Raw genomic sequence first — 21,643 nt, forward strand, 5'->3', positions numbered from 1 at the left:
GCCATGTGAGAGTAGGACACTGCCAGGCACCCAACACGAAGAACCCCTCTCATCGTGCGGGGTTTTTTATTCCCTGAAATTCAAGGGCTTGGCTGTAATGGCTAGGTGATGCTTTCCTTCTGCCCCCTTACTCGTTCATTTTCCCGCGTTCTGTTCCGGATGGCTGCGCTATCCAGCGTTATATATCCCCGTTCATGTCGCTTGCTGGGGCTAACGAAAGCCAGGATGTGGACTCTGCTCAATACCATCTCAGCCCGGGTTCCAATTCACACTAATGTGCACCAGGCTTTTCTGCTATTCCCTTCGTTGATAATCACTATTGCTGCTACGGGGGATGACAAAAGGCATGGGATCCATAGACTGTCTCTTTCACGAGCAAGGAGCTGTGTATGTTGGGGATCCACGATCTGGCGTTGTTTATCGTATCTGGTTTGCTGTTGAACATGATGCCCGGGCCTGATTCTCTGCTCATCATGCTGCGCAGCGGCTCTCAGGGCTGGCGGGCGGGTTCCGTGGCTGCGCTGGGGATTGGGACGGGCACCATGGTGCATGTGCTGGCGGCTGCACTAGGATTGTCGGCTTTGCTGAGCACCTCGGCTGAGCTGTTCACCGTCATCAAGTTGATGGGGGCGCTCTATCTGGTCTACCTGGGGTTTTCCATGTTCTGGCAAGGGGCCAAGACGCCTTCTGCTACCAACGCGGCTGTGGCCTTGCCTGTACTCTCCTATGGCCGGATCTTTCGGCAGGGGTTGCTGACCAATGTGCTCAATCCCAAGGTCGCGCTCTTCTTCCTCGCCTTTGTGCCCCAGTTTATCGCCTCGGATGCGCCACAGAAGGCGCTGGCCTTCATTCTGCTGGGCTGCATCTTCAACCTCAACGGCATGATCTGGTGCCACCTGCTGGCCTTCTCGACTGCCTATGCGAGCCGCAGGGTGAGCTTGCCTGCCCGGTTGGGGCGCTGGCTCAACCGTCTGATGGGGGGCTTGTTCGTAGGGCTGGGCATCAAGCTTGCCAGCGAGTAAATGGCAGCCATAGAAAAAGGCGTATCCCATTGCTGGAATACGCCTTCATCTGCACTGCAGCAGATCTGACCGAGATCAGTTCATGCCGTAGCGCTTGAGTTTCTTGCGCAGGGTGCCACGGTTGATGCCCATCATCACAGCGGCGCGGGTTTGGTTACCGCGGGTATATTGCATGATCACGTCCAGCATGGGAGCTTCGACTTCGGAGAGGACCATATCGTACAGATCAATCACTTCCTGACCGTTCAACTGGGCCAGGTAGTTACGCAGGGCCTGTTGCACAGAGTCACGCAGGGGGCGCTGGGTCGGCTCGGCAGCGTGATTGTGAGTAGTTGTTACCAATGCATCAGAAGTCAGGGTTTGTTCGAACATATTCGGTCGGCTCTTTAGTTATGCGTTAACCTAATCCATCGAAATACGCTTCGAGTGCCTCTAGTTGTGCGTCTGCACAATCCAGGGCATTGAAGTGCTTACGGAATTCTCGGCCCGTCTCTTCTTCATCCAGATACCAGCCCACGTGTTTACGAGCAATGCGCGCTCCCAGATATGCACCATAAAACTGATGCAGGTTGGTTACATGCTCGTTCATCAGGGTGCGAACCTCTTCCCTTTCGGGAGGCGGCAGCTTGGTGCCCGTCTCAAGAAAATGACGGATTTCCCGGAAAATCCAGGGTCGTCCTTGCGCTGCACGGCCGATCATCACGGCATCAACGCCGGTATAGTCGAGGACATACCGGGCCTTCTCCGGGCTGTCTATGTCGCCATTGGCGACAACAGGAATCGATACGGCCTGCTTAATCGCCTTAATCGTGTCGTACTCAGCGTGACCCCGGTAGAGGCAGGCACGGGTACGACCATGCACGGCGAGGGCCGCGATACCGCAATCTTCGGCGATTCGGGCGATCTCCTCGCCATTGCGGTTATCCGGATCCCATCCTGTGCGGATCTTCAAGGTAACAGGCACATCCACTGCATCCACTACGGCCCGGCAGATAGTTCTGACCAGATCGGGATGGCGCAGCAGGGCGGAACCTGCCAACTTCTTGTTCACTTTTTTTGCTGGACAACCCATGTTGATGTCGACGATCTGAGCGCCCTGCTCCACGTTGTAGCGGGCGGCAAACGCCATCATCTCTGGGTCGGCTCCGGCAATCTGGACCGATCGCAAGCCACCTTCTGCAGAGTGATCCATTCTCATCCTGGTTTTCTGGGTATCCCAGACATCCGGGTTGGCCAGCAGCATCTCGGAAACGGCCATGCCGGCACCCAATCGCAAACAAAGTTCACGAAATGGTCGGTCTGTTACACCGGCCATGGGCGCCACAATCAAGGGTGTTTCAAGCGTGTGGGGACCTATCTGCATTCCACGGTTACCATCGGCTTAGGGCGGCGTATATTACGCATTTTTTAGTCAGGAGAAAAGGTTAGTATTTGAGCGTCAGCCATTTTTTTCTGAAAAAAACGTCGCGCCAAGGCTTGCAAATTCAGGAGTGCTTGAAAATCAGGCATATTGTCGGGGTGGATCTGCGGGGTCAAATGAGTGGGTGGCTCGACGATTTGGCTGTCCCCCTCTCGTACTGGTTTGCGCTATTATACCGGCCTTGAATCGAGCAAAGGCTCCAAACAATTTCATTACAAACAGATTGGGGATGTATGACGTCAAGGTTCATCAAATCTCTCTGCCCATGCCTGCTTGGGGCCATGCTGGGCTCAGCCCAGGCACAGACGGTCAGTTTCAGCGAAGCCTGGAGTCGGGTTATCCAGCAGGATGACGGACTGGCGGCAGAACAGGCCGGTGTGGATAGAGCCAAGCAACTGCGCGAGGCTGCCAAGGCCATGTATCTGCCCAAGGTGGATGTGGGGGCCAGCTATACCCACCTCGATCAGCCGATGGAGCTCGACATGATGGATCTCAATCCTATCGCCAGCCATCCGGAATTTGGCAAGGTGCTGGCTCCTGTCATGCAGGCGCTCAATCTATCCGCCAGTGATTTCGTGACTCCCCTGACCAAGCAGAATGTGGTGACCAGTTCGGTCAAGATGCTGTGGCCACTGTTTACCGGTGGTCGCATCGATGCGGCGCAGGATATCCGTCAGGCTCAGGTGAGCGAAGCGCAGCAGCTGCTGGTGCTCAAGCAGCAATCCACCTTCGAGAGCCTCTCCCAGACCTATTTCGGCGTAGTGCTGGCCGCGCAGGTGGTGCAGACCAAGCAGGAGATAGAGCAGGGGCTGGCCCATCATCTGGATCATGCCAGGAAGCTCGAAGCCCAGGGCCAGATCGCCAAGGTCGAGCGCCTCTCTGCCCAATCCGCCTATGACAGGGCGCGCATCGATACCCAGAAATCCCGCCGCAGCCTGGAAATAGCCCAGCTGGCGCTGGGCCACATGCTCAAGCTCAAGCAGGCCGAGCCCAACACTCAGCTCTTCATCAATGAGGGCATGCCGCAACTGGATGCCTTCGTACAGGAGACCCTGGCGGTCCACCCCGGCCTCAGGCTGCTGGCTGCCAAGAAAGAGCAGGCGCAGGGTCTGATCAAGCTTGAGAAGGGCAAATATGCCCCCGAGTTGTTCCTGTTCGGTAACTACAACCTCTATGAAGATGACTCGCTGGCCTCTAAAACCACGCCTGACTGGCTGGTTGGCGTCGGGGTCAGTATGCCGCTGGTAAGTCGGGATGGTCGCTCTGAAACGGTGCAGGCAGCCAAGAGCGCCGAGCTGCAGGTCAATCTGCTGCAGGCCAAGACCCGTCAGGATCTGGAGTTGCTGGTCGAGAAGACCTGGCGCGAGGCGGCGCAGGGGCTGGAAGAGTATCAGGCACTCTCCTCTTCCCAGGCATTGGCCGAGGAGAACGTACTGCTGCGGGACAAGGCATTCGGTCAGGGGCTGTCCACGTCGCTGGATGTGGTCGATGCCCGTAACCAGCTGGCGGGGGTCAAGACCCAACGCGCCGCCGCTGCCTATCAATATGTGATTTCGCTGGCTCGCCTGTTGGCACTCTCCGGTCAGATGAACAGTTTCAATCAATATCAGCATGGTCAGGCAATAAAGGTGAATTCATGAGTCATTCCCCCATCAAGAAGAAGATGAGCCAGGGCAAGCCGCTGTTGTTGCCACTGGCATTGGTGTTGCTCGCTCTTTGGCTGGGCTGGCGCTTCTGGCTTGCCTATCAACCTGAACCGGTTCGCTTGCAGGGCCAGATAGAGGCGCAGCAGTATTCGGTTTCTTCCAAGGTGGCGGGCCGGATCGACGAGGTGCTGGTGAAGAAGGGTGACGTGCTGGCCAAGGATCAGCTGGTATTCACTTTGGCCAGCCCCGAGATTGAGGCCAAGCTGAGTCAGGCCAAGGCGGGTCAGGCTGCGGCCGGGGCCATGGCCGAAGAAGCCGAGAAAGGGGCGCGTGCCCAGCAAATCGCTGCAGCCAAGGATCAGTGGCAAAAAGCCAAGGCGGCCGCTCAGCTGCGTGGCAAGACTTACGAGCGTATCGCCAGTCTGCACCGTGATGGGGTCATGCCGCTGCAAAAGCGCGATGAGGCCTGGACTGCCTGGCAGGCGGCCAAGTACAGCGAAGGCATGGCCTGGCAGCAATATCAAATGACCCTGGAAGGGGCACGGGAAGAGACCAAGGTGGCGGCCCGTGAGCAGGCCAATATGGCGGCAGGCTCGGTGGCGGAAGTGGAGGCTTATCTGGCCGATACCCGCATCGCCAGCCCCCACGCAGGTGAAGTGTCCCAGGTGTTGTTGCGCAGTGGCGAGCTGGCGCCGCAGGGATTCCCCGTGGTGACGCTGCTAGACATGGGGGATGCCTGGGCCCAGTTCCATGTGCGTGAAGACTTGCTGCCCCGCTTTGCGTTGGGTACCGAGTTTGACGCCACCATTCCTGGTCTGGGTGAGCAGACGGTCCGCTTCAAGGTCACTCATGTGGCCGTGATGGGTGATTTTGCCACCTGGCGTGCCACCGATACCCGTCAGGGCTTCGACATGAAGAGCTTCCAGGTGGAGGCGCGCCCCTTGCAGCCGGTTGACGGTCTGCGGGTTGGCATGAGTGTGCTGGTCGAACTCTGATGAGACATGAATGGCGGCGATTGTGGCAGGACCCCTTCGGTCGTGCCCTGATGAGCTGGGTTCCCCTCTTGCTGATGGGTATCCTCTGCTGGATCTTCTCGGCCGGGTTGGCGCGGGATCTCAAGGTAGGTCTGGTGGATCTGGATCGGAGTGTCCTCTCCCGTCAGCTGGCATTTTCGCTTGATGGTTCCGCCGGCCTGCGCCTCACGGGTCAGTTTGATTCCATCGATGAGGGGGCTCGCGCCCTGCGAGGGGGGGAGATCTACGCCCTGGTGGTGATCCCTCATCATCTGGAGCGGGATGCCCGCCAGGGGACCCAACCCCAGGTGACAGTGTTCAACAATGGCCAGTTCATCCTGATTGCCAAGCTGGTCAACTCGGCGCTGGCCCAGGTGGTCGGCACTCTCAATGGTCAGGTGGGCGTGCTCGCAGCCATGGCCGATGGCAAGGTACTGTCCGGTGCCGTGGGGCAATCCGTGCCTATCAGCAGCCAGGTGACGGCGCTTTACAACATCAACTCCAGCTATGCCCAGTTTCTGCTGAGCGCCCTGCTGCCTGCGGTATGGCAGATACTGGTGGTGCTCTACGGGATCAATGCCCTGGCTCGCACCGATCGATTGGGACTGGACTGGACTACTCAAGGGGTCTGGTTCGGCCTCTGGCCCATTTTGTTGCCTCATGTATTGATTGGGTGGGCTTGGGGCCTGGTGTGGAGCCTGCTGCTGTTCAAGGCGTTTGGTTATCCCATGCAAGGCAGCTGGCTGGTGCTGACACTGGGTCTTGGGCTCGCCTCGGCCGCCTGCGTCAGCATGGGAGCCTTCTTTTACGGGATGATCCGGGATCCGGCCCGCGCCTTGTCGCTGGCGGGCGCCTATACAGCGCCGGGATTTGCCTTTATGGGGGTAACTTTCCCGGTCAGTGCCATGGGCGATTTTGCCCAGTTCTGGCGAAATCTCTTGCCCATCTCCCACTATGTGGAGCTGCAGATAGGGCAGACCAACTACGGACAGCCGCTCGGTCCCGCCTTGCCCCAGTTCGGCGCCCTGCTGCTGTTTTTACTGCCGTTGCTGCTGGTTGCTCGTCGTTACAAGCAACAGGCCGATCTTGCGCGTCAGACAGCCGACAAGGAGCCGGAACAATGCTAGGTTTCTGGGATCTGCTGCGGCTGGAACTGCGCACCCTGTTGGCCGACAGGGCCATCATGCTGACCCTGTTTGGCGGGGTACTCTTCTACTCCTTCCTCTATCCGCAACCTTACCTGCACCAGTTGCCGCGGGAAGAGGCGGTGGTGGTGGTCAACGAAGATGGCAGTCAGCTCTCTCGCCAGCTGGAGTTCATGGCCGATGCCACCCCCCAGGTGAAACTGGTGGCGCGGGCGGCCAGTCTGGATGAGGCGCGTCATCTGCTGCTGACGGGCAAGGGCCGCGGTATCCTGCACATCCCTCGCCATTTTTATCGGGATCTGATGCAGGGCAAGAGCGTCACTCTGGGCTACGCCGGTGATGCCTCCTACTTTCTGGTTTACGGCACCATCGCCGAGGGCCTCGCCCAGGCCGGTGGCTCGCTCGCTGCGCAGGTGAAGGTCGCCCGGCTGCTGAGCCATGGGGAGGCCTTGCCCCAGGCCGCCATGGGCTGGAATGCCGTGGCACTCAACGTGCTGCCCGTGTTCAATCCCACCATGGGTTATGTGAACTATGTGGTGCCGGCTGTGTTCGTGCTGATCTTGCACCAGGTGTTGCTGATGGGGACGGGGATCTTGGGGGCGACCCAGAATCAACGCAGTGGGCGCGGTGAGCATGGTTATTGGCAGCGTGCCCCTGTGCTGGCCCTGTTGCTGGCCAGAACCCTGGTGGTGGGCGGGCTCTTCGTGCTGCCCGTGTCCTACTTTTTCGGCTTCTGCTTCGATCACTACAACATAGTGCGTACCGCAGAGCCGGCCGCGCTGTGGTTGTTCACTCTGCCGTTCCTGCTGGCGACTACCTGGCTGGGGGTGCTGCTGGGCGCCCTGTTTACGCGGCGGGATTTGCCAACCCAGGTGGTGCTGCTCTCCTCCATGCCGCTGGTTTTCCTGGCGGGTTTCATCTGGCCGCTGGAGTTGATCCCGACCCCGCTCAACTGGCTGGCCCAGTGGGTGCCGAGTACCCCGGCCATCGAGGGCTTCTTGCGTCTCAACCAGATGGGCGCCGATTTTGACCAGGTTTCCCGCTACTGGTGGCAGTTGTGGGGACTGGCATTGCTCAACGGCGGTCTCGCTTGCCGGGTGCTGGCATGGCGCCAGCGGTCCGTGCCTGCCGTCAATTGAACCCTGCCCGATATGGAAACGGTCAGCTGAGGCTGACCGTTTTTTTAATTGGCTGGCAGGATTAACCGCGTTGCAGTGTGGGGTCACTGATGGCGTAGATATTCCCTTGCGCCGTCCCATCGACAAGCAGGCGCAATCCCTGTGCGGCCACATCCTGGCGTCGTACCAGGCCGTGCATCTCTTTCCCCTGACTCAGTTCCGCCTGTCCGGTGGCGTCACCGTCCTGCAAGCCCGCCGGGCGCAATATGGTCCAGCTCAGTGCGCTACTTTGCAGCCAGCTCTCGGCCAGACTCTTCAAGCGCACCTCATGACCGAAGGCAGCCCGCGCCCGCTCTGGCAGGTATTGCCAGCTGTCACCGCAACCGAGCGAGGTGACCAGCAGCAGGCGTGTCAGCCCGGCTTGTTCCATCTCGTCGATCACATGGCGATTACCCAAATAGTCGACGGGTTCCGGTTGGCGGAAACTGCCGAGGGGCGAGACCACTCCGGCTTCGTGGCCAGCCAGCCTGCAAGCTTGTGCCACTGCCTCTAGGTCGAGGGCGTCACCCTCAACGACCTCGACCCCCAATGTACGCAGCTCTGCGGCCATCTCTGGGTTACGGACCAGGGCCACGACTCTGTGACCCTGGCTCAAAGCACAATGAGTGAAGGCGCGGCCCAGCCCGCGGCTGGCTCCGAAGATAAGTGTGGTTGGCATGGTTCTGCTCCCTTTGGCGAAAGGGTTAGCCTAGAGGGTTGGCATTGCTCTGTAAATGAGAGTTGTTTTTATTTGGTGGCGGGTAAGCAGGGAGGCACTGCGAGCCCGGCCAGCTGGCACGGGCTCGCGTGGAGATCAGCCGTTGTAGTGGCCTATGTTGGGGCGACGACTGGGGCCGCTCAGTTGGATATCCACCGGGTTGAACGCCTTGATTGCCTCGAAGCTGAAATCACCAATGGCCTGATGCAGGCTCTGGGGGCTGTGGTTGGTGATGATGATGACGCTTTTGGAGAGGTTGCGCCGGCGACGTAGCAGGTGGCCGAGGAAGCTGGACTGACTCTCCGCCATCTTGGCACGATTGGCGGACACCTCGTCGATGATCAGCAGGTCGACCTCTTCCAGAGCGCGGCGGTACTGATTGCGCTCCTCCTGATCCTGGATCACGTTGAAGAAGAGGCGATCCACTATGGAGGCCCACTGCTGAAAGATCACCGATTTCTGGTGCAGGGCGATCAGTTCATGGGCCACGGCGCCTGCCAGGGTCGATTTGCCGGTGCCATAGTCGCCATAGATGAGCATGCAGCCGCCACCGCTCTTCTCCCAGTGCTCGAAACCGCTGATGAAGTAGCGGGCCGTCTCCATGGGGTACTGCAGCGCCGGATCGGTGGCATCCATCTTCTCGAATACCCAGTCCGGGTTGAGATCCGCTTGGGCGATGAGCTTCTGGATCCGCTCCTGGCGAGCCGCCTTCTGCAGTTCGCGTACCTCGGCGTTGGCCTTGGCGTCGTACTCCTTGCGCAGAGTCTCGTAGTCGTACTGGCTGCCACCGGTCTGGGCCTGCAGACGGCGAATGCGCTCAAGCAGGCCGCCCACGTGCTGGCTCAGCTCGGTATCGTGCACCCGGTGGTCCTGTTTGGCCTTGGCGATTCTTTTGCGCTTGGCTTCGATCTCTTCCAGCTCCTGGCGCAGGGGATCTTGCGGGTCAGTCATGGAATGCTCCTTCTGCTGGGTCAGGGATGGGTTTGCAAGGGGTTGATTTTGCCTGCAGGCAGGGGCCGCTATCAATCATTATCCGGCTCCTGCTGTGGCGCCTGTTCCAGTTTCTGACCATGGGCCAGCCGTTTGGCCTCTTCGATCATCTGTTGTGCCCGCTTGCTCGGTCCTGCCTCCGCCGGGGCTGACGTGACCTGCTGGTAGCCTTTCGCTTCCATGGGTTGGCGACGGACGTAGCGGCGGGTCTTGAGGGCACGAATGAACTTGAGCATCCATTGATGCTGGGAGTCGAACACCTCGGGGCGGCCCAGCCAGTAGGCGATGAACTCCCCCAGATCCTCTTCGTTGTAGCTGGCATCGATCACCCCGCACAGGCGGGCGAGGGCGGGCAGCTCTTCATCCGGTCGCCATTGCAGGTGCATCTGGAAGGGGCGCTCCGGCAGCGGGCTGCGGACCTTCTGGGTCAGCAGCGGTAGCTGGAACGGACACTGATGGTAGTGCTCACTGTCAGCCTGCGCCTCGACCTGCAGCAGGCCGGCTTCCATCAGCTCGTCGAACAGTTCGGTCAGTTGGCGGGCGTTGACTTGAAAACAGAAGCCGCTGGGATCGCTTGGATCAACCACTGCCAATGAGCGCCCAAGCTCGGGATAGTTGAGACGGGCCAGCTTATTTTCCAGCACCAGTCTGCGCAGCTGCAAGGTATAGAGGCTGCGAGCCGGATGGGACAATCTGGGATGGGCGAGGGCGCTGTATTCGGCTGGTGTCATGATGTTCTTCAGGGGCTGGCGTGGGAGGCATTATCCCCCATGGCGGGGTCTCATACAATTCGCGCCGAGCGCAGAAGTGGTCAGGTCGGGATTTGTCAGCATTCCCCACTGACGTTACGGCGGGAATAAGAGTGGGGCGAATGGGCTTCAGGTGAGTTTTTTGTGCGAAAACCGTCAAGCCGGAAAATCCGGGCCTGCGCTCATCGATTGGAATTACCCACCTTTTATCAGATAGTTGGTCATCGAACCTGTAGGAAAATGCCGTTGTTCAAGCATCATGTTGGTCAGGCCAGCCAGTTATGGTCTAGGCTTGAGGCTAAAATAACTGATTGACTAATAAGAGCTTTATCAAGATGTCAAAAGCCGGATTACGGATCTTGGTGGTGGAGGATGAAGCCGTTTTTCGCCACTCTCTGGTAACTTATCTCGAGCATGACGGGGCGTGCGTATTTCAGGCCGAAGACGGGATTGAAGGCCTCTCTGCCGCCGCGATTTATCACCCCGATGTGGTGCTGTGCGATCTGAACATGCCCAACATGGATGGGCATGAGGTCATCGCCTGTCTCTCTGCCCGCTATCCCCATATTCCCGTCATCGTCATCTCGGCCCAGAGCAAGATGGAGGCGGTCGAGCGTGCACTGCGCGCCGGTGCCCGTGATTATCTCATCAAGCCGGTGTCTGACTATGGCCTAGTGCGCCACAGCATAGAGCAGTGTTTGACGGCCAACTATGGTCATGGGCAGCAGCTGGAACTGATGGATCACATCGACTTCTTTCGTGATCACGACAAAGCCGCCACTCGCTTGCTGGCTTGGTTGAGGCCGCCATCACTGCAGGAGTGGGGTCCCTGGCAAGTCACCTTCAAGGGGATGGGCAACCTGTTTATCCCGGATACCTTCAAGGTGGATGACAAGCTGCTGGTACTGGTGATGGAGCTGCCGATCCTCGGGGTGGATGCGGCTTTCTGCGGCGCCCTGGTGCGTTCCCTGATGAATGCCCCCTATCGCCAATTCCAGCACAAGGAGAGCCTGCTGCTGACCCAGCCACACCGGTTGCTCGACTACCTCAATCTGCAACTTATCGAGTCCGGTCTACGTCACTCCTTTGCCATGGCGGCTCTGCTGTTTGATCAGGAGGACGGGCTGGTATTTGCCAATGCCGGGTTGACCTCACCACACTGGCTGATGCGAGCTGGCGGTTTGCCGCTCGGTCTGATGCGCAGCAGCCACTACCCATTGCACAAGCGCAGCTGGCACGAACCCTTTGACCTGCAGTTTCACAACGATAGCGGCAGTGCTCTCCATATGCAGGTACGCCATCACTGATGGCTGGTTTGTCTTTTACAATCCTGACCGGTTAGACGGTGGCGGACTGAAGTTTCTTGTCGTGCTCTTCTGGCTCTTTGGCCGGACCTTCGGCGCCGTGCATCCAGTAGACCAGGCGGTTGGCCATGGTCAACAGGATCAGGGCACTGATCACGGCCGCGATGGCAATGCCGCCGAAGATGGCGATGGGACCGGATTCACCGACGAAGGAGCCAACGAAGCCGGAGATATAGTTGGCCAGGGCAACGAAGCCGAACCAGGCTCCCATCATCAGGGAGGCCAGGCGCAGCGGAGCCAGCTTGGTCACCATGGAGAGACCGATAGGGGAGAGGCAGAGCTCACCCAGGGTGTGGAACAGGTAGGCACCGACCAGCCAGAACATGGAGGTCTTGACGCTCTGATCGCCACCCTGCTCCAGCACGGCACCGATCATGAACAGGAAGCCCACGGCCAGGAACAGCAGACCCATGGCGAACTTCACCGGTGAGTTCGGCTCTTTGTTGCCGAGCTTGATCCAGATGGCTGCGACTATGGGGGCCAGCGTGATGATGAAGAAGGGGTTCAAGGACTGGAACCAGGCGGTCGGCACTTCGAAGCTGCCGATCATGCGGTTGGTATATTCCTGTGCGTACAGGTTCATCAGACCACCGGCCTGCTCGAAGCCTGCCCAGAAGATGATGGTGAACAGACCCAGCACCAGGATCACCTTGATGCGATCCACTTCCTGCTTGGTCAGCGGCGCCTTCTGCTCTTTGGAACGTTGCTGGGCTGCGCGCTGGGCGGCCGGTACACGACCTATGTCCCCGAGGAAGCGTTGCGCCATGGTGGCCTGCACTACCAGAGAGAGCAGCATGCCGATACCGGCGCTGACGAAGGCAGCTTGCCAGCCATAGGCAGTGGCGGCGGCGCCACAAATAACGCCTGCCAGCAGGGAACCCAGGTTGATGCCCATGTAGAAGATGGTAAAGGCGCCGTCACGACGGTGGTCACCTTCCTTGTAAAGGTCACCCACCATGGTGGAGATGTTCGGCTTGAACAGACCGTTACCCAGGATCAGCAAGCCGAGACCCGCGTAAAAGACGCTGTTGACCATATCCGGGAACATGGCATGCGGCAGGGCTAGAGTGAACTGACCCGCTGCCATGAAGATGGCACCGATCAGGATGGCGCGGCGTTGGCCGAGGAAAGTATCTGCCAGCCAGCCACCTATGATGGGGGTGATATAAACCAGACCGGTATAGATGCCGTAGAGCTTGAGGGCATCGGCCTGAGTCCAGCCCATACCGCCGTTGGCAGTCATGTCTGTCAGATAGAGAACGAGTACGGCCCGCATGCCGTAATAGGAGAATCTCTCCCACAGTTCGGTACTAAAGAGCAAAAAAAGCCCTTTAGGGTGACCTAAAAAGGTCCCTTTGGACGGATTATTCATTGGAACTTCCACCTGTGTCTTATATTTTTTTAGGAGTTTTATGCAAGGGCTAGGAACAAGCCTTAATCCTTATAGAACAAGCGTGATTAAATTACAATATTATGATTTAGCGATATTTTATCTATCAATGGTTGAATAATTGTTTATAAAATGAAAAAGGACATCGAACGATGCCCAGTTATTTATTCTGTAGATAGGTTAAATATTCAGCGTTTACAACTGTTTGACAAACTGCTTCAGCCAGGCGGTGAATTCACCGTTCAGTTCCGGATGGCGTACCGCGTATTCCACATTGGCTTTCATGAAACCCATCTTGCTGCCGCAGTCGTGGCTGCGTCCTTTCATGAAGTAGGCGTTGACCTGCTCATGTTCCATCAGCATGGCGATGGCGTCGGTCAGTTGGATCTCGTCACCTGCACCGACAGGGGTGCGCTCCAGCAGTGGCCAGATGTTGGCTGACAGCACGTAGCGGCCGACCACGGCCAAATTGGAAGGGGCCTCGTCACGGGGCGGCTTCTCGACGATGGCCTGCATTGGCAGGGACATGCCCTCGGTCAGGGCTTCGCCCTTGATATCGGCGATACCGTACTTGTCCACTTCGCTGTCGGGAACCGCTTCCACCATGATCTGGCTGATCTGATCCCCTTCGAACATGTGTACCATTTCTGCCAGGTTATCGCGCTTGAGGTTGCTGGCCATGTCATCGATCAGCACGTCCGGCAGCAGCACGGCGAAGGGGTTGTCGCCGATCAGCGGGCGGGCACACAAGATGGCATGGCCCAGACCTTTGGCCTCGCCCTGGCGCACATGCATGATGGTGACATCTTTGGGGCAGATGTGTTGCACCTCCTCCAGCAGCTGCCGCTTGACCCGCTTCTCCAGGGTGGCTTCTAGTTCGAAGCTCTTGTCGAAGTGGTTCTCGATGGAGTTCTTGCTCGAGTGGGTCACCAGGATGATCTCCTTGATGCCGGCAGCGATGGCTTCACGCACCACATACTGGATCAGCGGTTTGTCGACCACGGGCAGCATCTCTTTGGGGATGGCCTTGGTGGCAGGCAGCATACGGGTGCCCAAACCGGCGACAGGAAGAACGGCCTTGCGTACAACGAGCTGTGTCTTTTTCATGGAGAGAGTCCAGAGATACAAAGTGGCCCCATGATACCCGAAGAAAAATAGGGCAGCCACAGGCTGCCCTCATGATGGAAGAAGTCCAAACCGGCTATTTGACGATGATCATGTCCCGATTTGCTTCCAGAGTGGCCGGCCCTATGCCGCTGACATCCGCCAGTTGTTCAACCGTGGTGAACTTGCCCTGTTTCTGACGAAAATCGACGATGGCCTGCGCCTTCTTCTCTCCGATCCCCTTGAGGGCAGTTAACTCATTGATACTGGCCGTATTCAGGTTCACCTTGCCACTCTCCTTGGCGGTGGTGACCGTGGTCGCTGGCTTGGCAGCCGGCTTGTCGGCGGCCAGCAAAGGCTGGCTGAGCAGGGGCAGGCAGCTCAGCAGCAGGGTGGCGGTCAGGATTTTGTAGTTCATTGCTTCATGTCCTTATGTTGCGTCTAATGACTATTCAGAATTAGCCGAGTTACGCCACTTTTTGTCTGTCAGAAGTGACAGGGTAATAACTCAGCTAAATCAGCTATAAGCCATACCAATCCAAAATAGGTACACTGTGCTAACCATTTGACTAGGATATATTTTCTATGTTTTTCCCTGCAATTTCCGAGCTGGAGCCCATCGCCCGCGCTGCCGGTGACATCATCATGGCCATCTACAGCCAGCCCTTTACGGTGGAGTACAAGGGGGACGAAAGCCCGCTGACCGCCGCCGACAAGGGTGCTCATGAGGTGATAGTGCAGGCGTTGACAGGGCTCACCCCCGATATTCCTGTGCTTTCGGAGGAGTCCGCCCCAGAGGTGATGGGGTTGCGCCATGGCTGGTCCCGTTACTGGCTGGTGGACCCGTTGGACGGCACCAAGGAGTTTGTCTCCCGCAACGGCGAGTTCACCGTCAATATCGCGCTGATTGAGGATGGCAAGCCGCTGTGGGGTCTGGTCTATGCCCCCGTGCTGGACCGGCTCTGGTATGGCGGCAAGGGGATGGGTACCTGGCGTGTGGCCGATGGCAAGCGTGAAGCCATCCAGACCTTGCCTCATCAGGAAGGGGCGCCATGGCGGGTGGTGGGCAGCCGTAATCACCTGTCCCAGGCCACCCTAGATTACCTGGCGCGCTTTGGTGACATAGAGCGGGGCGAGATTGAGCTGGTTTCTATGGGCAGCTCTCTCAAGTTCTGCATCATTGCCGAAGGGGGCGCCGAGCTCTATCCACGCCTCGCACCTACTTGCGAGTGGGATACGGCAGCGGCGCAGGCCGTGCTGGAAGGGGCAGGGGGCAGCGTGACCCAGCTCGATGGGTCACCCCTTGCCTACAACAAGCCCGATATTCTCAACCCCTGGTTTGTTGCGCGGGCCTGAGCGACCTTTAAGCAAGGGCAGCACAGATGTGAAAAGGCCGGACACTGTCCGGCCTTTTGCATTTTCGCCCACCACCTGAGCTCAAAACACCTTTTTGTAGGGCTTGATGGTGACCTTGGCGTAGACACCGGCTGCCACATAGGGATCGTCATCTGCCCAGGCCTTGGCATCGGCCTGGCTGGCAAATTCAGCGATGACGGTACTGCCGGAGAAACCCGCATCGGCCGGATCGTCGGCATCTATGGTCGGATTGGGGCCTGCAGTCAGCAGTCGTCCCTCATCCTGCAGCGCCTGCAGGCGGGCCAGGTGGGCAGGACGGACCTGTTTGCGCAGGGGCAGGCTGTTGGGAACATCCTCGGAGTAGATGAGATACCACATGAGACAATCCTTCTTCTTGATGGCGATTATTTTTTCAGTTCGCCTTTCTGCTCGGCCGGCAGGTGGCGGTAAAGGTAGACACCGCTCAGCAGCGTAAACACCAGCGTCATGCCGAGCAAACCGAACACTTTGAAATTGACCCACATCTCTTGCGGCAGGTTGAAGGCCACATAGAGGTTGAGCAGGCCGCAGACGGTAAAGAAGCCAACCCAGGCAAGATTGACTCTATCCCAGATGGCATCGGGGGCTTGCAGCTCCTTGGCCAGCATCTGCTTGATGAGGTTCTTGCCAAAGCCGTAGCGGCTGATGAGCAGGCCCAGTGCGAACAAGATGTTGATGACGGTGACTTTCCACTTGATGAAGGCGTCGTCATGGAAGAAGACGGTGAGGCCGCCGAAGAAGCCGACCAAGAGGAAGGTAAAGAGCTGCATCTTCTCGACTTTGCGGTAACGCACCCAGCTATATATGAGTTGCAGACCGGTCACGACGACCAGGGCGCCGGTAGCCGTGTAGATGTCGTAGAACTTGTAGACCGCGAAGAAAACGATAAGTGGAATAAATTCAATAAATTGCTTCATGTCTGGCTCATAGCCCTCAAAAATAGACCTCAAAATTTTGTTCAGTCTACCTGCAAGGTAGACAACGGCAAATGAATAAGACCGCTCATTTGGCGTCCAGTTCCCGGCCGCTTGCCTGGCCGAATAACTGCCGGGCAATGTCGGCGCCGAGGCGTTGTTGGTCTGCCAGCAGCTCGCGAATATGGGGCTCCTCAATCAGCGGATTGAGCAGCACGGCGCGCAGCAGGGTGAGCGGCTGGGCACCATAGCGCCCTACCGCTCGCTGGGTGCGGGAGACAAAGCTGTGCCCCTCGGCCCGCTGGGCTTTTTGCAGGGCGACGTTGAACTGGTTGATCTGGTCGTTGGCCGCCTCGTCGAGCGCTTTGCCCTGCAGATGGGGCGGAATGCAGCGGTAGGAGAGCAGGTTCATCACCGGGGCCGACATCAGCTCGAAGGCGGGATCCTTGTTGATGAGATCCGCCATCAATCTGGCTCTGTCGTAGTTGGCCTCGATAAGCCGGGCGTAACCCTGTTGGCCAAACAGCTGGAAGGCCGCGTCCAGATAGAGGGCATTGGCGGGACGGGTGCCTTCTAGGGTAAAGCGGCCCTGATCAAAGGAGCTGGCACGGATGGCGTAGGGCGCTTCTCGCTTGACTGTCATCATGAGATCCGGCTGGCGGCAGAGCAGCATGCCGGTACCGAGCGGTACCAGCAGTTGCTTGTGACCATCCAAGGTCACTGTATCGGCTAGTTCAATACCTGCAAGCAGCCCCTGATAGCGGGGCGAAAACAGGGTCGGGCCGCCCCAAGCGGCATCCACGTGGAAGTGGATCTGCTCGCGGGCCGCAATGGCCGCCAGCTCGGGCAGGGGATCGATGGAGCCAAAATCGGTACTGCCTGCTACCCCGACCAGTGCCAGCACTTTTAACTTCTGCTCCTTGCACTGGATGAGTGCCTGCTCCAGTTCGGCCATGTCGAGCCGGTTCTGGTCGTCGGTCGCGAGCCGCCAGACGCTGTGCGCGCCCAGTCCCAGCAGATCCATCCCCTTGTCGAAGGAGTAGTGCATCAGCCGGGATCCCAGGATCACGGCGCCGCGATAGCCCTGCTCATAGAGGGCGAACAGGTTGTCACCGCAGGCGCGGTTGCGGGCCAGCCAGAGGGCGGTGACGTTGGCGATGGTGCCGCCGCTGGTCATGACGCCGAGGGCGGCATCCTTGGCATGCATCTGCTCGCTATAAAAAGCATCATCGGCGCGATAGATGAGACGGTGCAACTTGGCCAGCACCTCCCGCTCCAGAAAGCTGAGCAGGCGGGAGGACTCCATTTTCATCGGATTCTGGTTGAGCATCACCAGCAGGCGTGACAACTCGGCGGTGAAGGCGGGCAGTGGCGCCGTCATGTGCCCCATGTAGCGCGGGGAGGTCAGATGGGACGCCCCTGGCACCAGGGTTGCCAGTCGCGCCAGATAGTTATCCATCGAGATGCCGACAGTGGGCATCCGGGATTGATCAAGCTGGTGGGTGAAGTGGTCGTGCTGGTAGGGGGCCTGACTGTCATCCGAGTGATGGAAGGTCTCCAGCAGGGCCGTCATGGCCTGACCGAAGGCCGGATCCGGTAGTGCAAACAGTTCAGTCAACTTCATCAGGTTCTCCAGACCAGGTTGCCAGGGTGTCACCGGGAGGTGAGCAGCCGTGGCAGCGACAGCGACGTGGGCATCGGCCGCAGAGCATACACCAAAGGTAAACGGGTGACAGCCATGAGCGCATCATGGGGATGGGCCCAATCAGATGAGGTTCCATTTAAGCTAACACTTGTACTCTGAAATGACGGCGGCTAGAGTGAGCCCAGTTTGGGCAGGAGTATGTTATGAGCAGTGTGACGGATTATTCTCCCCGCGAGGAGTTGGCCAATTACCTCAGCCACGGCTTGGGGCTGGTGTTCGGGATCCTGGGCTTGATCCTGCTGTTGAACAAGGGTTGGGGGCAGGGCACCCAGGCGCTTATCAGCTATAGCCTCTATGGCGGCAGCCTGGTGTTGCTCTATCTTGCCTCGACCCTCTATCACAGCATGGCGGAGGGAAGTGCCAGACGTTGGTGCAAGGTGTTTGATCACTGCGCCATTTATCTGTTGATCGCTGGCACTTATACCCCTTTCCTGCTGGTGGCGCTCGATACCCCGCTGGCGCAGGGGCTGATGGTGGTGATCTGGGGACTTGCACTGGCGGGGGTGGTGTTCAAGCTGTTCTTCATACACCGATTCGAAAAATTGTCGCTGTTTACCTATCTGATGCTGGGCTGGTTGTCGCTGGTGGTCATCTATCAGCTTTACCTCCATCTGGAGGGCGAGGGCTTGTTGCTGCTCGGGCTCGGTGGTCTCATCTACAGCCTGGGGGTCATCTTCTACGTGGCCAAGCGCATTCCTTACAACCACGCCATCTGGCATCTGTTCGTGCTGGGTGGCAGTGTTTGTCACTTTATGGCCATTTATGGTTACATCGCTTGACTAGCCCTTAATTGGTATTTTTGCCGCTAAGAAGGATAAAATCGTGCGGTATCACACAGTTGGCGTCAGCGTTTGCTGACAAGCTAGGGATAGTTCAATTCAGAAAGGATGCACACGATGAGTGATATCGCGCTTTCCATCAGCATGTTGTCGCTGGTGGCGGTGCTGGGGCTCTGGCTGGGAAACTGGCGGGTCTATGGCGTTGGCTTGGGAATAGGAGGTGTGCTGTTCGGTGGCATCATAGTGGGCCACTTCGCGGGAGTGTCGGATCTGGCGCTCGATGAGCAAACCCTGCACTTCATTCAGGAGTTCGGTCTCATCCTGTTTGTCTACACCATTGGCATCCAGGTCGGTCCCGGCTTCTTCTCCTCCCTGCGCAGCTCCGGCCTCAAGCTGAACGGATTCGCCGCCTTGCTGGTGATCCTTGGCTGTGTGGTCGCGGCAGGGTTGCATCAACTGTTCGATGTACCCTTGCCAGTGATCCTCGGGGTCTTCTCCGGCGCCGTGACCAACACTCCCTCCCTCGGTGCGGGTCAGCAGATCCTGGCCGAGTTGGGGGCCGATCCCGGCTCGACCGGCTTGATGGGTATGGGCTATGCCGTTGCCTATCCGTTCGGCATCTGCGGCATCCTGCTGACCATGTGGCTGGTGCGCCTGTTTTTTCGCATCAAAATCGACGAAGAAGCCGACCTGTTCGAACAACATGCAGGCAAGACCAAGGAGAGCCTGCAGACCATCAATATTGCGGTGCGCAACCCCAATATGCATGGTTTGATGCTCTGCGAGATCCCGAGTCTCGACGAGTCTGATGTGATCTGTTCCCGCCTCAAGCGCGGTGAGGAACTGATGGTACCCCGGTCGGATTCACGCATCGAGCTAGGTGATTTGCTGCACCTGGTGGGTGAGCGGCATGCGCTGCACAAGGTACTTCTGGTGTTGGGGGAAGAAGTGGAAACCTCGCTCTCGACTCGCGGCACCGATCTGCGGGTAGAGCGGGTGGTGGTCACCAACGAGCAGGTACTTGGCAAGAAGATCCGCGATCTCGACATCAAGCAGAAATACGACGTTGTCATCTCGCGCCTCAACCGGGCCGGTATCGAGCTGGTGCCGACCAGTCAGACCAGCCTGCAGTTTGGTGACATCCTCAACCTGGTGGGTCGACTCGACGCCATAGAGGCGGTAACCAATGTGGTGGGCAACGTGCAGCAGAAGCTGCAGCAGATGCAGATGCTGCCGGTGTTCATCGGCATCGGCCTTGGCGTGCTGCTCGGCTCCATCCCGTTCTACCTGCCCGGATTCCCGGCAGCCCTCAAATTGGGTCTGGCTGGCGGGCCGCTGGTGGTGGCGCTGATCCTGTCGCGGATTGGCAGCATCGGCAAGCTCTACTGGTTTATGCCGCCGAGTGCCAACCTGGCGCTGCGGGAGATTGGCATAGTACTGTTTCTGGCGGTGGTGGGCTTCAAGTCCGGTGCCGGCTTTGTCGATACCCTGATCAACGGTGATGGTCCAGCCTGGATGATGTACGGCATGGCGATCACCCTGATCCCGCTGCTGGTGGTCGGTGTGCTGGCCCGTTTGTATGGCAAGATGAGCTACCTCACCCTGTGCGGCTTGCTGGCAGGTTCCATGACGGATCCTCCCGCCCTGGCATTTGCCAACGGTATGCACCCTACCAGTGGTGCCAGTGCCCTGTCATATGCCACCGTCTATCCCCTGGTGATGTTTCTGCGGATCATTTCCCCCCAGTTGCTCGCCATCCTGTTGTGGGCGGGTGTCTGAGCATGACCCGGACGGGGGCACAACCATGTGCTCCCGTCATCAAAACGCAACACATTGATCATCTTGATTTTATTATTACCGCCTCCGTCATTGACCCTTCTGTTTAACCGGCCGGTTTAGCCTCAAATCAGTCTATCCATTCGAATTTTCTAACTGGTTTCTGGCGTCATTCACGGGCACATTAGACGGTGGAATATTCCATGCCAATAGAGATTCAGGAGAGAACATGAGCAGCCATAAAATCGCATTGGAACAGGACGTCGTTGTTACCCAGTTGAAAGGCAACATTTACCTGGTCGCCGCAGATGGCAGCCAGAAGCAGCTTGCCGAAGGCGATATCCTGCCCAGGGATGCGGTGCTGATCACTCCTGAGGGCGCCAGTTTCAACGGCGGCAACCAGACTTTCACCCTGAGCCCGACCAACGAGCAGCAGGCTGAGGATGAAACCTCTCAGGCGCCTTTGCTGGCCCAGAACCAGGATGTGGCCACTGGCACTCCTGATGAGATATCGGCTTTGCAACAAGCCATTTTGGGCGGGGCCGACCCGACCCAGGCGTTTGAAGCGGCTGCAGCCGGCGGTGCTCCTGCCGCAGGCGGTGGCAACATAGGTGGTGTGGCCGGTGCCAGTGGCAATGGCGGCTTCGTCACCATAGATCGTACCGGCGATACCACCATAGCGGCGGCGGGATTTGATACCGCCAACCAGACGGACGCCGGTGTGACAGGCGATGCGGCCGCGGGTGAAGATGATCCCTTCGACTTGGTGCCGCCGGTGATCACCGTCTCTGCACCAGACAATACCAATGACACCACCCCGACCCTGACTGGTACCACGGATGCGCCGGCAGGCAGCACTGTGACCCTGCTGGTCACTGATGCCAATGGCAATCAACAGACCCTGACCACAACCGTCAACCCGGACGGAACCTTCAGTGTGGACGTCGTCACTCCGCTGGCAGATGGCTCCTACACGGTCACCGCCAATGTCACCGATCCTGCCGGCAACACAGCCACAGCCACCGATGATGGCAGTGTGGACAGCACGGCTCCATCCATCACAGTGGATGCGCCCGACAACACCAATGACACCACCCCGACCATCACAGGAACCACGGATGCTGCCTCTGGCAGCACAGTGACTCTGGTGGTCACGGATGCCAATGGTAACCAGCAGACTTTGAGTGCGACTGTTCAGCCGAATGGGACTTACAGCACGGATGTGACCTCTCCCCTGCCGGACGGTGACTATGACGTAACCGCCAGCGTGACCGACCCTGCTGGTAACACAGGCACGGCCACGGATGATGGCAGTGTGGATGTGACAGCACCAACGCTGGCCATCACCCTTGATGC

General features: G+C 58.4%; 21 protein-coding genes. 10 read left to right on the forward strand and 11 right to left on the reverse strand.

Translation table 11 applies throughout. The features are described 5' to 3' along the window. Nucleotides 1-389 precede the first annotated feature (389 nt). Nucleotides 390-1,022 (forward strand): LysE family translocator, encoded by a 633-nt coding sequence (locus AXW79_RS20510; protein WP_005318113.1) that lies wholly within the window; start codon nucleotides 390-392, stop codon nucleotides 1,020-1,022. A gap of 75 nt (nucleotides 1,023-1,097) precedes the next feature. Here the strand turns inward: AXW79_RS20510 and fis are convergent, their stop codons facing one another. Next, on the reverse strand, nucleotides 1,098-1,394 hold the full coding sequence (fis, locus tag AXW79_RS20515; protein WP_005309538.1) for a DNA-binding transcriptional regulator Fis: 297 nt from the start codon (nucleotides 1,392-1,394) through the stop codon (nucleotides 1,098-1,100). A 25-nt stretch (nucleotides 1,395-1,419) separates the two neighbouring features. Continuing rightward, nucleotides 1,420-2,385 carry a tRNA dihydrouridine synthase DusB gene (gene dusB, locus AXW79_RS20520; protein WP_005318109.1) on the reverse strand — a complete coding sequence of 322 codons (966 nt, stop codon included), beginning with the start codon at nucleotides 2,383-2,385 and terminating at the stop codon, nucleotides 1,420-1,422. Nucleotides 2,386-2,675: 290 nt separating this feature from the next. Here dusB and AXW79_RS20525 point away from each other — a divergent pair, with 290 nt between their 5' ends. The 4 genes from AXW79_RS20525 to AXW79_RS20540 are packed head-to-tail and all read left to right on the forward strand — an operon-like array spanning nucleotide 2,676 to nucleotide 7,385. Further along, the gene (locus AXW79_RS20525) at nucleotides 2,676-4,082 is read left to right on the forward strand and encodes a TolC family protein (protein WP_011898381.1); all 1,407 of its coding nucleotides are present in this window, start codon (nucleotides 2,676-2,678) and stop codon (nucleotides 4,080-4,082) included. Next, a complete protein-coding gene (locus tag AXW79_RS20530) occupies nucleotides 4,079-5,083 on the forward strand; it encodes an HlyD family secretion protein (protein WP_005318099.1) in 1,005 nt (334 codons plus the stop codon). The genes AXW79_RS20525 and AXW79_RS20530 overlap by 4 nt, the downstream gene beginning before the upstream one ends. Beyond that, complete coding sequence (locus AXW79_RS20535; RefSeq protein ID WP_011898382.1) at nucleotides 5,083-6,228, forward strand: ABC transporter permease; 1,146 nt, start codon at nucleotides 5,083-5,085, stop codon at nucleotides 6,226-6,228. Before AXW79_RS20530 ends, AXW79_RS20535 begins: the two co-directional genes overlap by 1 nt. Beyond that, nucleotides 6,222-7,385, forward strand: coding sequence for an ABC transporter permease (locus AXW79_RS20540; RefSeq protein WP_005318093.1), 1,164 nt, complete (start codon nucleotides 6,222-6,224; stop codon nucleotides 7,383-7,385). Before AXW79_RS20535 ends, AXW79_RS20540 begins: the two co-directional genes overlap by 7 nt. 61 nt (nucleotides 7,386-7,446) lie before the next feature. Here AXW79_RS20540 and AXW79_RS20545 read toward each other — a convergent pair whose 3' ends face one another. From AXW79_RS20545 to AXW79_RS20555, 3 genes are all read right to left on the reverse strand, one after another. Next, nucleotides 7,447-8,082, reverse strand: coding sequence for an NAD(P)-dependent oxidoreductase (locus AXW79_RS20545; RefSeq protein ID WP_005318090.1), 636 nt, complete (start codon nucleotides 8,080-8,082; stop codon nucleotides 7,447-7,449). A gap of 135 nt (nucleotides 8,083-8,217) precedes the next feature. Next, on the reverse strand, nucleotides 8,218-9,072 hold the full coding sequence (locus AXW79_RS20550; RefSeq protein WP_005318087.1) for a DnaA ATPase domain-containing protein: 855 nt from the start codon (nucleotides 9,070-9,072) through the stop codon (nucleotides 8,218-8,220). A 71-nt stretch (nucleotides 9,073-9,143) separates the two neighbouring features. Beyond that, nucleotides 9,144-9,842: a DnaT-like ssDNA-binding domain-containing protein gene (locus tag AXW79_RS20555; protein ID WP_005318084.1), complete on the reverse strand. Its 699-nt coding sequence runs from the start codon at nucleotides 9,840-9,842 to the stop codon at nucleotides 9,144-9,146. A gap of 353 nt (nucleotides 9,843-10,195) precedes the next feature. Here AXW79_RS20555 and AXW79_RS20560 point away from each other — a divergent pair, with 353 nt between their 5' ends. Next, complete coding sequence (locus tag AXW79_RS20560) at nucleotides 10,196-11,167, forward strand: response regulator (RefSeq protein ID WP_011898383.1); 972 nt, start codon at nucleotides 10,196-10,198, stop codon at nucleotides 11,165-11,167. A gap of 31 nt (nucleotides 11,168-11,198) precedes the next feature. Here AXW79_RS20560 and AXW79_RS20565 read toward each other — a convergent pair whose 3' ends face one another. The 3 genes from AXW79_RS20565 to AXW79_RS20575 all read right to left on the reverse strand — a co-directional run bounded on the left by AXW79_RS20565 (nucleotide 11,199) and on the right by AXW79_RS20575 (nucleotide 14,136). Then, nucleotides 11,199-12,596: a peptide MFS transporter gene (locus tag AXW79_RS20565; protein WP_011898384.1), complete on the reverse strand. Its 1,398-nt coding sequence runs from the start codon at nucleotides 12,594-12,596 to the stop codon at nucleotides 11,199-11,201. A 213-nt stretch (nucleotides 12,597-12,809) separates the two neighbouring features. Continuing rightward, the gene (gene galU / locus AXW79_RS20570) at nucleotides 12,810-13,721 is read right to left on the reverse strand and encodes a UTP--glucose-1-phosphate uridylyltransferase GalU (RefSeq protein ID WP_005318075.1); all 912 of its coding nucleotides are present in this window, start codon (nucleotides 13,719-13,721) and stop codon (nucleotides 12,810-12,812) included. Between the two features lie 94 nt (nucleotides 13,722-13,815). Beyond that, nucleotides 13,816-14,136: a ComEA family DNA-binding protein gene (locus tag AXW79_RS20575; protein ID WP_005318073.1), complete on the reverse strand. Its 321-nt coding sequence runs from the start codon at nucleotides 14,134-14,136 to the stop codon at nucleotides 13,816-13,818. Between the two features lie 167 nt (nucleotides 14,137-14,303). On the opposite strand from AXW79_RS20575, the gene cysQ reads away from it, so the two are divergent. Beyond that, nucleotides 14,304-15,074, forward strand: a complete 771-nt coding sequence (gene cysQ / locus AXW79_RS20580) for a 3'(2'),5'-bisphosphate nucleotidase CysQ (protein ID WP_005318069.1) — start codon at nucleotides 14,304-14,306, stop codon at nucleotides 15,072-15,074. An 81-nt stretch (nucleotides 15,075-15,155) separates the two neighbouring features. Here cysQ and AXW79_RS20585 read toward each other — a convergent pair whose 3' ends face one another. The 3 genes from AXW79_RS20585 to AXW79_RS20595 all read right to left on the reverse strand — a co-directional run bounded on the left by AXW79_RS20585 (nucleotide 15,156) and on the right by AXW79_RS20595 (nucleotide 17,651). Then, nucleotides 15,156-15,452, reverse strand: a complete 297-nt coding sequence (locus tag AXW79_RS20585; RefSeq protein ID WP_005318066.1) for a YciI family protein — start codon at nucleotides 15,450-15,452, stop codon at nucleotides 15,156-15,158. Between the two features lie 26 nt (nucleotides 15,453-15,478). Next, a complete protein-coding gene (locus AXW79_RS20590; protein WP_005318063.1) occupies nucleotides 15,479-16,030 on the reverse strand; it encodes a septation protein A in 552 nt (183 codons plus the stop codon). 85 nt (nucleotides 16,031-16,115) lie between these two features. Further along, nucleotides 16,116-17,651 carry a pyridoxal-dependent decarboxylase gene (locus tag AXW79_RS20595; protein WP_005318060.1) on the reverse strand — a complete coding sequence of 512 codons (1,536 nt, stop codon included), beginning with the start codon at nucleotides 17,649-17,651 and terminating at the stop codon, nucleotides 16,116-16,118. A gap of 224 nt (nucleotides 17,652-17,875) precedes the next feature. Here AXW79_RS20595 and trhA point away from each other — a divergent pair, with 224 nt between their 5' ends. The 3 genes from trhA to AXW79_RS20610 all read left to right on the forward strand — a co-directional run. Next, nucleotides 17,876-18,511 (forward strand): PAQR family membrane homeostasis protein TrhA, encoded by a 636-nt coding sequence (trhA, locus tag AXW79_RS20600; RefSeq protein WP_005318058.1) that lies wholly within the window; start codon nucleotides 17,876-17,878, stop codon nucleotides 18,509-18,511. 117 nt (nucleotides 18,512-18,628) lie between these two features. Further along, nucleotides 18,629-20,290: a putative transporter gene (locus tag AXW79_RS20605; RefSeq protein ID WP_005318056.1), complete on the forward strand. Its 1,662-nt coding sequence runs from the start codon at nucleotides 18,629-18,631 to the stop codon at nucleotides 20,288-20,290. A 226-nt stretch (nucleotides 20,291-20,516) separates the two neighbouring features. After that, nucleotides 20,517-21,643: retention module-containing protein (locus tag AXW79_RS20610; RefSeq protein ID WP_043151412.1), on the forward strand; the 1,127-nt coding region annotated here is incomplete at its 3' end.

This window comes from Aeromonas salmonicida subsp. salmonicida, assembly GCF_001643305.1.
Lineage (GTDB): Bacteria > Pseudomonadota > Gammaproteobacteria > Enterobacterales > Aeromonadaceae > Aeromonas > Aeromonas salmonicida.